The organism is Planctomycetaceae bacterium, from assembly GCA_021371795.1.
Lineage (GTDB): Bacteria > Planctomycetota > Phycisphaerae > Sedimentisphaerales > UBA12454 > UBA12454.
In genome coordinates, this window is the sequence record JAJFVK010000018.1 from 23,192 (window position 1) to 35,773 (window position 12,582).

The 12,582-nt window shown below is 46.0% G+C and carries 7 protein-coding genes and 1 tRNA gene; 3 read left to right on the forward strand and 5 right to left on the reverse strand.

Annotation, left to right across the window (positions count from 1 at the left end; genetic code table 11):
- Window positions 1-56: 56 nt before the first annotated feature.
- From mfd to tkt, 4 genes are all read right to left on the reverse strand, one after another.
- The gene (gene mfd / locus LLF92_08555; protein ID MCE5341159.1) at window positions 57-3,362 is read right to left on the reverse strand and encodes a transcription-repair coupling factor; all 3,306 of its coding nucleotides are present in this window, start codon (window positions 3,360-3,362) and stop codon (window positions 57-59) included.
- A 191-nt stretch (window positions 3,363-3,553) separates the two neighbouring features.
- Window positions 3,554-4,648, reverse strand: a complete 1,095-nt coding sequence (locus tag LLF92_08560) for a 6-phosphofructokinase (protein ID MCE5341160.1) — start codon at window positions 4,646-4,648, stop codon at window positions 3,554-3,556.
- 113 nt (window positions 4,649-4,761) lie between these two features.
- The gene (locus tag LLF92_08565; protein MCE5341161.1) at window positions 4,762-6,522 is read right to left on the reverse strand and encodes a M3 family oligoendopeptidase; all 1,761 of its coding nucleotides are present in this window, start codon (window positions 6,520-6,522) and stop codon (window positions 4,762-4,764) included.
- A 102-nt stretch (window positions 6,523-6,624) separates the two neighbouring features.
- Window positions 6,625-8,631 (reverse strand): transketolase, encoded by a 2,007-nt coding sequence (gene tkt, locus LLF92_08570; protein ID MCE5341162.1) that lies wholly within the window; start codon window positions 8,629-8,631, stop codon window positions 6,625-6,627.
- Window positions 8,632-8,952: 321 nt separating this feature from the next.
- On the opposite strand from tkt, the gene LLF92_08575 reads away from it, so the two are divergent.
- The 3 genes from LLF92_08575 to LLF92_08585 all read left to right on the forward strand — a co-directional run bounded on the left by LLF92_08575 (window position 8,953) and on the right by LLF92_08585 (window position 12,038).
- Window positions 8,953-10,917 (forward strand): response regulator, encoded by a 1,965-nt coding sequence (locus tag LLF92_08575; protein MCE5341163.1) that lies wholly within the window; start codon window positions 8,953-8,955, stop codon window positions 10,915-10,917.
- A gap of 152 nt (window positions 10,918-11,069) precedes the next feature.
- Window positions 11,070-11,153 (forward strand) — tRNA-Leu (locus LLF92_08580).
- A 135-nt stretch (window positions 11,154-11,288) separates the two neighbouring features.
- Entirely contained in the window at window positions 11,289-12,038 is a 750-nt protein-coding gene (locus LLF92_08585; protein ID MCE5341164.1) for an HAD-IA family hydrolase, read from the forward strand.
- A gap of 105 nt (window positions 12,039-12,143) precedes the next feature.
- Here the strand turns inward: LLF92_08585 and LLF92_08590 are convergent, their stop codons facing one another.
- On the reverse strand, window positions 12,144-12,581 hold the full coding sequence (locus tag LLF92_08590; GenBank protein MCE5341165.1) for a DUF296 domain-containing protein: 438 nt from the start codon (window positions 12,579-12,581) through the stop codon (window positions 12,144-12,146).
- Window position 12,582 lies beyond the last annotated feature (1 nt).

Here is a 12,582-nt window from a genome sequence, read left to right on the forward strand (position 1 = left end):
GAGCCCGTTGGCGAAGCAATCTCAATCGTTCGAATTGTTTTAAAATATAGTCTATTTCACACCTTTTTGCGAAGTATTTTTCTCAACACCGCGCATATCGTCTCCGGCTCAAGATATTTCCTGTCAAACCCTATATATACCGTCAGCGGGTCTGGAATCCGCAAATTCCCCGACACCTTGGCAAAAATATCGATAGCCTTTTTGGGATTGTCTTTTTCTATGGAGAAAACAACATCGCTTCCGCGTAGCGTAACTGCCCGAATTCCCGCCGCCGAAGCCAAAATCCGTATTTCCGACAGTTCCAGCAGCTTTTGCACTTCCGGACAAATCCGTCCGAACAGGTCGTTGAGTTCATCTTCGAGCATCTTCAAATCTTTATCGTTCCGCGCCGCCGCGATTCGCCGATAAACATTCATCCTCTGCGAATCCGCCTGAATATAACTTCGCGGAATATAAACTGAAAATCCCAAATCGATGACCGCTGTCGGCTCTTTTTCCACAGGCTCATTTTTAAGTCTCCGTACCGCATCAGACAGCAGCTTACAGAACAACTCGAACCCGATGGTATTGATATGCCCAGACTGCTCCGGCCCCAGAATATTTCCCGCGCCTCGGATTTCCAAATCCCGCAGCGCAATTTTGAATCCCGCCCCAAGCTGTGAATATTCCTCAATCGCCTTGAGTCTCTTAACCGCCACCGGCGTAATCGGCCGATGCTGCGGCAAAAGCATATAAGCGTAAGCCTTGTGCTTGAACCGCCCCACTCTTCCGCGAAGCTGATGAAGCTGCGCTAGACCGAACCTATCGGCGTCGTTTATGATAATTGTATTGGCATTCGGAATATCAATTCCCGATTCAATAATCGCAGAGCAAATCAAAACATCAGTTTGCCCAAGCACAAATTTCACCATCGCCTTTTCAAGTTCGTGCCTGTGCATTTGTCCGTGCGCAATATCGATTCGCACCTCCGGCACTAATTGCTGAATCTCGTCGGCGAATTTTTTAATCGTCTGTACCCTGTTATGCACAAGAAAAATCTGCCCCTGCCTGTTCAACTCGAAAAGTATTGCGCGTTTGATTGTTTCCCTGTCGAATTTTTTGACGTGTGTAACAACCGCGCGTCTGTCCAATGGCGGAGTAGTCAGCGAACTAATATCCCGCAAACCAAGCATCGCGAAATGCAGCGTGCGTGGAATCGGCGTGGCCGTCATAGTCAGCACATCGACATTGACGCGAATTTTTTTCAGCTTTTCTTTATGCTCAACGCCGAACCTCTGCTCCTCGTCGATAATCAGCAGCCCCAAATCTTTAAATCCGACATCATTGCTCAAAAGCCTGTGCGTACCGATTAGAATATCGACATTGCCGCGCTTTGCCCGCTGAACAGTTTCCGCCGCTTCCTTTTTGGTTTTGAATCGATTAATGGATTCGACAGAAACCGGAAAATCCGCGAACCGCTGCGTAAAGGTGCGCTCGTGCTGAACGCAGAGTACCGTCGTCGGCACAAGCACCGCGACTTGTTTGCCCGCCTCGACCGCTTTAAACGCCGCCCTCATCGCAAGCTCCGTTTTGCCGTAACCGACATCGCCGCAAAGCAGCCTGTCCATCGGCACAGCCTTTTGCATATCGGTCTTGATATATTCGTTCACCGTCTCCTGGTCAGGCGTCGGCTGATAAGGAAATGATTCTTCAAATTCGCGTTGCCAGTTCGTATCCGGCCCGTAAGTAATCCCCGGCATACTTTGCCGCCGCGCCTGCATATCCAAAAGCTCACTCGCAAGGTCGTTCACCGCCTGTGCGACTTTTTCTTTCTGCCGTTCCCATTTTTTCGTACCGATTGTACTTAATTTCGGCCGCAGTCCGGTTGTGCCGACATATTTCTGCACGAACCCGATATTCTGCATTGGCACATGAATCAAAACATTGTCAGCGTATTGAAGCGTGAGAAATTCTTTTTTGCTTCCGTCTTTCTCAATCGTCTCAATGCCTTTGAATTTCCCGATTCCGTAATTTATATGAACGACGTAATCGCCTTTGCTCAAATCCGCTGCGCTGTCGATAGAAACCGCAGTACTGATTGGCCGAACCGTCCGCCGAATAATCGTCTGCCCGAAAAGCTCGTGATGCGTCGCGATAATCGTTTTCGTATCATCGATTATAAACCCGCGATGAATAAATCCCGTTACAAGATAAAATTTTTGGGGTAATTTTTTTATCTCGTGCGCAATAATCTCCTGAACTCTTTTTATTTCCGCGCCGGTTTCACAATATAATTTTACATTCCATCCGTCATTGGCAAGTTCTGCCAACTGCTGCAAAGACTGCCTGTGTCCCGTCCACCCCGGCACACCTTTGGCTTCAAATTGCTGCGTGCTTTTTATCCGCAGTTCGATATTATCTTCGCCTTGAGCAAATCTGCTGATGTGTACTTGTTTGAACTCGGAAAGTTTTTTACAAATTTCATCCCACTTATAAAATTTCCCCGGCTCGACAACTCTGCGAATAAAAACATCCGCGACATCCTGCACATCGCTCGGCTCTTCGATAAAAATAATCGTGTCCGGCTCAAGAATATTTAAAAACAGCGTTTGATTTTCTTTAGTTTCTTCCGCGTTGCCGGATGTGATTGTGATGTTGTCAATATTTGTCGCCGAACGCTGCGAGTCGAGGTCGATTGTGCGAATGCTTTCGATTTCATCGCCGAAAAATTCGACCCTTATCGCGATTGGCTGATTGGAATGCGCAGCCTGCCCTGAGCTTGTCGAATGGGACACCGGCGCGAAAATATCGATGATGCCGCCTCGCCGCACAAACTGCCCCGGCATATCAATTCGCTCGACAGTTTCAAAACCATTGTCCGCAAGCCACTGGCAAATTTCGTCCATATCAACGACTTGCCCTTTAACCAGTGTTAACCCCTGCTCTAATAATTTCTCCGGCTTCGGCACCGGCTCCATCAATGCCTGAATCGATGTGGAAATTATCCTACAAGTTTGTTTAGCCCCGCCATCATTACAATCCCCCTTGCGGGGACTTTGGCGGGGTTCTTTATCCGACACGATTTTCAAAACTAATCTTGCTCGTGCGGATGACGTTTCCTCTGTCGCGTCGACTATTTCCTCGCCCGCCCAGCCCGGCAGAGTCTCAATATTTTTGCCGCCAAATGCGATAATATCATCGACTGCATTATCTGCATCGTCGAGATGTCTGCTTATGTATAGGATAGGTTTATTGGTTTGCTGATGAATATGCAGGGCTAATAAAGGCGCAAAGGATCCCCACGTCCCGGCAATTTTTACCACCCCTGTCTGGGCGGCATTTAACTGCGAGATTATCTCGTGAGCATTCTTTAAATTTTCCAAATACACTTTTACTTATATAAAGATTGAAAATCTTCATTCTTCAATCTTCAATTTTCAATCGTTCTGGCAATCTCTAAAAATTAAAAAAAACAGACATTGTCATTTCGACCGAAGCGAAGCGCAGCAGGGAAATCTATTAAAACAGGAAATTCCACAAATCTTCAATCTTCAATCTTCAATTTTCAATCGTATCAGTCTCCGAAGCACGTATTAACTTCGCGAGCGGCCTGAATCAATTGCGAATTGACAGGCACTTTACGAACCTTTCCTGCAACCTGCGAAAGTGGAACACTCGATATTTTATTATTTTTCAATACGACGAGTCGATTCCTCGCGCCGCTCATAACTAATTCCAGAGCCGCGTGTCCAAAACTTGTCGCTAATACTCTATCGTGAGCCGTCGGCCTTCCGCCACGCTGAATATAACCAAGCGTTACGCTGCGAGCTTCGAGCCCGAGCCCCATTTCAATTTGCCCCGCCAGTTTATTCGCAATTCCGCCAAGTCGAACACTCTCCGGACTGTACGCTACAGTTCTGCGAACTACCATTTCGCCGCCGAGCTCTTTTGCGCCTTCAGCAACTGTGATAAGAGTATAAGTCTTGCCCCATTTGTTTCGTTCATTGATGAAGTCGCAGACATTTTTCAATTTGTACGGAATTTCCGGAATCAAAATCACATCGCTTCCGCCCGCAACGCCTGCATACAGAGCAATCCATCCTGCGTATCTGCCCATCACTTCGACAACCATAATCCGATGATGAGCGCTTGCGGTAGTTCGTAATTTATCGATTGCGTCTGTTGCCGTCGCAACCGCGGTATCGAATCCGAAAGTAAAATCCGTTCCCCAAAGGTCATTATCGATTGTTTTCGGCACGCCGATAATCGAAAGATTCCTGCCGGCAAGTTTTTCGGCGCTGGTCATTGTCCCATCGCCGCCTATACAGATTAACGCATCGATTTTTTTCTGCCGCAGCGTACGATAGCAAAACGCCGACATATCTTTGAATACAACTTCGCCATTTTTATTTTTCACAGGGTACTTCGTAGGATTTGTCGTATTGTTCGAGCCGAGGATTGTGCCGCCGACTTCGAGAATATGGCTGACATCCCTATAGCTCAACGGCCTGATTCTATTTTCAATCAAGCCGAGAAAGCCGTCTTCGACACCCCAGACATTAATACCATATTTATTGATTGCCGTTTTCGTTACCGCCCTGATAACCGCGTTGAGTCCCGGACAATCTCCGCCGCCTGTCATTACCGCTATCGTCTTGATGTTACCCATTTATTCACCCTTCACAAATAATTGTTTAGCCCCGCCAACATTACAATCCCCCTTGTGGGGACTATGGCGGGGTTGTTTAATCAGTGTAATCTGCGATTATAAAAATGCAACAACTATGCCAATTTTACTTTTTCCCATTCTTCCATTATCGCCGCAACCAGCGGTTCAACCGTCCGCACTGAAAAATCAAAATTCAACCCCGCTGCTTTGAACAATTCCGGCAGCGGCCTTGACCCGCCCAGCGACAGAGCCTTGTGATAATTATTAACCGCCAGATTTATATCTTTTCGTGATTGCAGCCAAATCCCTATCGCGCCAAGCAGTGAAATCCCATATTCTATATAATATAACGGACACTGAAACAAGTGCGATTGCTTGTGCCACATCATTTCACGATATTCGGCCAGCCCCGACCAGTCGTACAGCTCGCCAAAGAATCGCCTGTTAATTTCCAGCCACGCTTTTCTCCGTCCCTGTTTGCTCTCCGCAGGATGTTCATATATCCAGTGCTGAAATGCGTCGATGTTCGCGATCCAGGCAAAAATATAAATAACACCTTCCAACTGTTCGCGCCATGCCCGTTTGGCATCCGCTTCGCTGTAAAATTCCGTCAGGTATCTGCTGCCTATCAGTTCCATCGTCTGCGAAGCCACCTCACAGAATTCAATCGGCGGATTCCTGTACATCACAATTTTTTCATTCTTGCACGCCTCGGAATGAAAAGCGTGCCCGCCCTCGTGCAGCAGCAGATAAATATCGCCGTTGCTTCCGACAGTATTTCCGAAAATAAATTGCGTTCGCCGCTCGTGTAGTGTCGATTGATAACCGCCCGGCGCTTTGCCTTTTCTGCTGACCAAATCCAGCAGTCCCGCTGCATCCATTCCAGCGATTATCTTATCAAAATCTGGACAAACCCGCCCAACCATTTTGCGTATGCCGCGAACAAGTTCTGCCGCAGTTTTGTAAGGAGCCAGCGCCTTTCTGCCATAAGGGTCTGCCGGCTGATGCACATCGAAATCCCACGGCCGAATCGTATCAAGCTTCATAATTTCGCGCCGCGATTTAAAAATATTTTCCATCGCAGGTCGTACCGTCTGCGTTACCGCTTCATGATATTTGAAACAATCCGCCGGCGTATAATCAAATCGATACCATTCCTTAAATCTAAAATCGCGGAAATTTTTGAATCCCGCGTTGATTGCGATATTGTGCCGCAGCGAAATCATTTTATCATAAATATCGTCGAGCTTTTCAGCGTCCTGCTTGCGCCGTTCCATCATTGCCCGCCACGCTTTTTCGCGAATGGCCCTGTCCTGCTCGGAAAGTTTCCGCCCGATTTGCGGCATCGTCAGTTGTTGACCATCAAATTCAACAGTCATCGCTCCGCATACAGTCTGATATTCCTGAATCGCAAGATTTTCCTGCTTTTCGAGTTCTACATTTTCCTGCCGGAACAGTTCGACATCCGCCCGCATATTCCTGATATACACAAAATAATAATCGTTCTTCGGTTTGATTGAATTGTAAGCCGCGACAAGTTTTTTCTTTAATTCGAAATCTAACGGCTTGATTGCCGGAAGAATTTCCTGTGTGAAATGTTTGTATGCTTCGCTTCGTGATTTGTCGTCGGTCTGACAGGTCATTCGAATATAAAGCACTGAACTGTATTCGCCGATTGCGCTTTCAAGTTCAGACCATTGCGAAATGAATACTTCCATTGCCTCCCATGAATCGATGGAGAATTTTAAAAGCGTCTGATACAAAGCACAAACTTCCTGTGCTTTGGAAAAATCTGTATTGGCCGGCACGAATTTCCTCGGCTGATAAAGAGGTATCTTGCTTAAATCCAGTTCAGCGGCTTTCGTTAATTCCATTGCAACTCCTAATTACATAAAAAAAGCCCCGACTCACATCGGGGCCTATTTACATATCAAATTTTAATCAATTCGAGTTCATTCGTGTCAATTCGTGGTTAATTATCGTTTCGCCGCTGCGATTGACTTTTTCGCCGCCGCAACTGTCGCATCAGGCGTAATGCCGAATTTTTCGTAGCATATCTTATATGGTGCCGAAATGCCGAATCCGGTCATACCGATAAATTCGCCGCAATCGCCGATGTATCTTTCCCAGCCCATTTTAATACCGGCTTCAACCGCGACTCTCGCCTTAACGCTCGGCGGAAGAACTGAATCTTTGTATGCCTTGTCCTGCTTTTCGAACAGTTCCCAGCTCACGATATTCACAACTTGCGCCTTAATATTTTCAGCGGCGAGTTTCTCCGCGGCATTCATCGCGATTTCAAGTTCCGAACCAACGCCGATAAGGATGACATCAGGCTTATCCTGTTTTACAACAGCATAGCCGCCCTTTGCGATGCTCGATGCCGCCGGATATTTTGTTCTGTCGAGAGTCGGCAGATTCTGTCTTGTCAGCAGCAGAGCGGAAGGCCCGTTATGTTCGAGTGCGATTTTCCAGCAATATGCTGTTTCGTTCGCGTCAGCGGGACGCAGCACAAGCATATTCGGGATTGCGCGAAGAGCAGCGATATGTTCTACAGGCTGATGTGTCGGCCCATCTTCGCCAAGACCGATTGTATCGTGCGTGAAAACAAATATTGATTTATAACCGCTCATCGCCGCAACGCGAACAGATGGTTTCATATAATCAAAGAAGCAGAAGAACGTTCCGCCGTAAGCGCGAAGTAGATCGCTCGTTGCGATACCGTTCATAATTGCCGCCATCGCGTGCTCACGAACTCCGTAGCGAATATATCGGCCTGCTGGTTTATCTTTCTGGAAGTCTTCAGCGCCTTTGAATTTCGTATTATTCGAAGGTGTCAAATCTGCTGAACCGCCCAGAATCAGCGACATATTCGGCATAAGCGCATCGAGCGTTTTCCCTGATGCCGACCTTGTCGCCATTGGCTCTGCGCCGAACGTCGGCAGATTCGTAATTTCCGGATACGGATTTTCAATCAGTTTCGCAAGGTCAGGATACTGCTGTGAATACTTCTTGAACATCTCGTTCCATTTCTTCTCAAGCTCTGCGCCTTTTGTTTTTTCTTTCTGCATATGAGCAAGAGCTTCAGCCGGAACGTGGAATGTCTTTTCAGTATCCCATCCGAAATTTTTCTTTATCAGTTTAATTTCATCATCGCCCAGCGGTGCGCCGTGTGCAGTGTGCGTATCCTGAAAATGTGGACTGCCGAAACCGATGTGTGTGCGAAGATTGATAATGCACGGCCTGTTCTTTTCCGCCTGTGCGTTTTCGAGAGCTTTCTCAAATGAAAGCATATCATTGCCATCTCCGCCAACAACCTGAACATACCAGTTATATGCTTCGAATCTTTTCGCTCTGTCTTCACTGAACGAAAGACTTGTGTTGCCATCGATTGAAATGTGGTTATCATCATATATAACGATGAGTTTATTTAAGCCAAGATGTCCCGCAAGTGAACAAGCTTCGGACGAAACGCCTTCCTGCAAACATCCGTCGCCTGCGACAACGTAAATATTGTAATCGAACAGATTATAATTTTCTTTATTGAAATACGCAGCCAGATATTTCTGAGCGATTGCCATACCAACACCGTTACTGATACCCTGACCTAATGGCCCTGTCGTCGCTTCAACACCTGCTGTATGACCATATTCCGGATGCCCCGGCGTTTTGCTGCCGAACTGCCTGAAGTTTTTCAAATCCTCAAGACTTAAATCATATCCGGTCAAATAGAGCATAGAATACAGAAGCATACTTCCATGCCCTGCGCTCAAGACGAACCTGTCTCTGCCGAGCCATTTCGGATTAGTCGGATTGTGCTTCATATATTTCGTCCACAGCGTATATGCTGCCGGAGCCATACCCATCGGCATACCCGGATGGCCGGACTTGGCTTTTTGAACACCGTCCATTGAAAGGAATCTTATCGTTTGAACGCAAAGTTCATCTAACTCATTTAAACCTGGATTTACCTTATTCTGCATTTTCTTTCCTTCTAAATATCACGTAATTAATATTAACCGCCGAATAGTAATTTAAAACCATTCTTCTGTCAATGAATTGGAACACAAATTAGACAACCCTTTGTTGCGTCCCATAACACAAAGAACAGAATCGAAAATTAATTTTTAAAAAAATCGGTAAACCGACACACCCCCTCTAACCCATTATTATTACACAAGTTATACAATCAGCCCGTTTTGCTTTTTATTTATTGCCCCTTTAAAATAAGTTACCTTTATTCATTGTCGATAAGGGGTTATGGACAAGAATTGCCGGTTGTGCAGTTTATTGGAGTTTTGAAAATGTACCAAATATCAAAAAAGTCTTCGAACATCATTACGATAGTTACTATCGTATTGGGGTTGGGCGGTATGTTTGTTCTGTGGATGTTTACAAACGGAGCAAAGAACCCGAACGTTGACTTATCTGTCCTGATAGTTTTATTCGTATGCCTCATTTCTATCGGCCTTACGATATTCCAGATTGTATCCGGCCATATTAAATCGCAGTTCACACAATTTAAGGGTTACATTTCAAATTTAAGTTCCGAGCTTGAGACTTCGCAGATTCAGGCCGACCAGATTAACCGACAGCTCCAGCTTTCGGTAAAATACGCAAACTCAATGTCGCAGCAGGCCGCCGATGCCAACAAAGCCAAAGGCGAGTTCCTTGCCGGCATGAGCCATCATATCCGAACGCCGATGAATGCGATTATCGGTTTCAGCGAAATTCTGGTCGAGGACGATTTAACGCCGGTTCAGCAAAATCAGGTCAAAATCATTCGAGACAGCAGCAAAGCGCTGCTTCGCCTCATTAACGACCTGTTTGATTTCTCAAAAATCGAATCAGGCAGACTTGAAGTTGATAACAACGCCATTGTAAACATTGACAATGCGCTTTCGTCAATCGACTCTATTATGCGTCAGGCCGCCAATGAAAAAGGCCTGCTCTTTGAAATCGTCCGTTCGTCGGACTTTATAAGCGATGACGCATGTATAAACGTTGATGCTTCAAGATTCAAACAATGCCTTATGAACCTCGTCGGCAACGCCATTAAATTCACACGTAAGGGGTTTGTCAGAATCAGCGTTCTGAATCACCATGAAAACAATAAACATTTCATCAGGTTTAACATTGAAGACAGCGGAATTGGAGTAGCGACGGAAAACCTGACTCGCATATTCGAGCCGTTCTCACAAATTGAAAAATCTGACGGCCTGATTAACCATCAGTTTTCAAGCACTGGCCTCGGCCTTGCGGTAACGCACCACATCGCTGAAAAGCTCGGCGGCAAACTGACTGTAACAAGCGTTTACGGCAAAGGTTCTACGTTTTCATTATTTGTGCCTGCTGCACAGACAGAAAGCACCGCTGCCGAACAGCAAAATAAGCAAGATTCTGCAAACTCGGCCAATGCAAAGCCCGCTTCTGACAATACAAAGCTGACCGGAAATATTCTTGTCGCAGAGGACAGCCCGACAAATCAGACGCTCATTGAGCTTATTCTGAAAAAGGCAGGCCTGAAAGCCAAAATCGTTGACAACGGTTATGAAGCAGTGCAGTGCGTAGAGACTCAAAAGTTCGACGCGATTCTTATGGACATTCAAATGCCCGTCATGAACGGCTACGAAGCGACGAAGCTTATTAAAGCAAAGCATCCGGAAATACCGGTTCTCGCTCTGACTGCCTGCGCAATGAAAGGCGATGATGATAAATGTTTTGCTGCCGGCTGTGATGATTACCTCACAAAACCGGTTGACAGAAAGAAGCTTCTTGCTGCTTTAACCAAACATATCTCTGCCAAACTCAAGCAGAGCGAGCAAACAGATAACACTACTAATACACAGGGAACAAGAATGAATTTAGCTGAAACAAACGTACAAACAAGTGAATGTGAGGTTGATTGGTCGCTTCTTATGGAACGAATTGGAGATGAGGAGCTGGTCGATGAAATCATACCGGTCTTTATCAAGGACAACGAGGGAAGAGTACAACTGCTCGCCGAGGCTGTGAGGAAACAGGATTCACCAGAAGTCAAATTTTACGCTCACTCAATAAAAGGCGCCTGCGGAACAGTCGGTTCCCCAATACTATTCGAACTGGGCAAACAGCTCGAAAACGCCGCACGGCTCGAAGAAAAGGACAAATACACTGCTCTTTACCAGCAGATTCAGACTCATTTTGACAAATTGCTGGCCTTTTTGAGACGCAGCGACTGGAAGCAGATTGCCAAACAAGCCGCTTCGGCCGCAAATTCCAAGTCCTAACATACAGAATCGCCAATTTTACTTCTTTAGTTGACTTTTCGCCTTTTTACCACTAAAATCAAGGTTCGTAAATATTTGTACTGTTAGCCCGCTGATTCATTCGGTGGGTTGGTATTGGATATTTGCATTTTGATATTTGATTTGAGTTGGTAGGCCGAGTGGCGGAATGGCAGACGCACGGGATTTAAAATCCCGGGTCCGATAAGGGCGTATGGGTTCGACTCCCATCTTGGCCAGTATTTAGCGTTGAGCTTGTAGCGTATAGCGTATAGTTCTAAACGCTCTACGCTGTACGCTTTTTTCCGCTTCACGCTTCACGAATAACGAGATACAAAAACCGAATTATACTTTCTAACGGTGAGCATTTTAAATTGGCGGAATTCAAAATCAAAGCGGTTCTCTTCGACCTGGGCGATACACTTCTCAACTACGGGAAAATCGACCCGCACGAGCCGTTTTTCAAAGCCGCCGCCAAAACCTGGCAATGGCTCAAGGAACAGGGACAGGTTACTGGCTTCCAGTGGTTATATACAGTTCGAAGTCTGCTGGCTATTCATTCAAGAATTGTATGGTCGCACTTCACCGGCCATGATTTCGATTCTATGCAGGTCATGAAGAACCTCGGCAAAAGTATGGGACACCAGCTCACCGACCAGCAGTACGAAGACCTCGTCTGGTTATGGTACGAACCGCTGGCCGACATGGTTACAATCGAGCACGACATCCATCAAACGCTGACAACACTTCGCAGCAGAGGTTTAAAATTGGCGATAGTATCAAACACTTTCGTTTCCGCTGCGGTTTTGAACAAGCATCTTTGCCGGCTTGATATGTTCAAGTTTTTCGATTTCATTTATTATTCGTATCTGTTTAATAAACGAAAGCCGAATCCTGAAATGTTTCTGGCGGCCGCAAAGCAGTTGAATCTTCCGCCGAACGAAATTATTTATGTCGGCGATAGGATTGATAATGATGTTAAGGGAAGCATTGGTGCAGGAATGATTCCGGTACTCAAACGCACACGCGCTAACAGACATCAAACTCCCCCGCCCGGCGTTACAACAATCTCCGCAATATCAGAATTGCCCGGCGTTATCGAAAAAATCAACATCACCGCATAAAAAAGATTTAATATTTAATATTGAAGAAGGAACGCCTGCGGCGTGATATTTATAAAAATCTACAATATTCAATATTCAATTTCTTTGTGTCTTAGTGGCTAATTTTTATCGTACTCGTAAAAGCTTCAGTCCAGTTTCCGGGTCAGCCTCTCTGCTTGCGTTGATGCCGACGATTTCGATTATGGTAACTTCAAGGATAAGGAAAATCGAAGCCCCGCCTCTTGGACAGCCGACAATATGCGTATCACCCCTGCCGATACCCGCGTGCAGATGAAGTTTTGGCTTATCACCATCGCAATAGATAGTGCCGACGCCAAGCGTTTCGCCGGGGCCGACAAAGTTGAAAAAGTTCGGCTCGATTTTCGGCTTTTCAGTTTTCGGCCCGACAACAACATCAGCTTTTCTGATACCGCCGGTGATTAGAACAGCCGCGCATTTGATTTGCTCTTTTGTAGCGATGGATTCAATGCAATCGTATAGATTTTCACCTTCAAACAATCTCGCCGCAACTACCCTTCCAGTTTTGCCTACTGCATATTCCATT

Excerpts from the sequence above, each read along its gene's own strand:
- LLF92_08560 (MCE5341160.1), bottom strand. The coding sequence starts at position 4,648 with ATGGGTAACATCAAGACGATAGCGGTAATGACAGGCGGCGGAGATTGT.
- LLF92_08565 (MCE5341161.1), bottom strand. The coding sequence starts at position 6,522 with ATGGAATTAACGAAAGCCGCTGAACTGGATTTAAGCAAGATACCTCTT.
- tkt (MCE5341162.1), bottom strand. The coding sequence starts at position 8,631 with ATGCAGAATAAGGTAAATCCAGGTTTAAATGAGTTAGATGAACTTTGC.
- LLF92_08575 (MCE5341163.1), top strand. The coding sequence starts at position 8,953 with ATGTACCAAATATCAAAAAAGTCTTCGAACATCATTACGATAGTTACT.
- LLF92_08590 (MCE5341165.1), bottom strand. The coding sequence starts at position 12,581 with ATGGAATATGCAGTAGGCAAAACTGGAAGGGTAGTTGCGGCGAGATTG.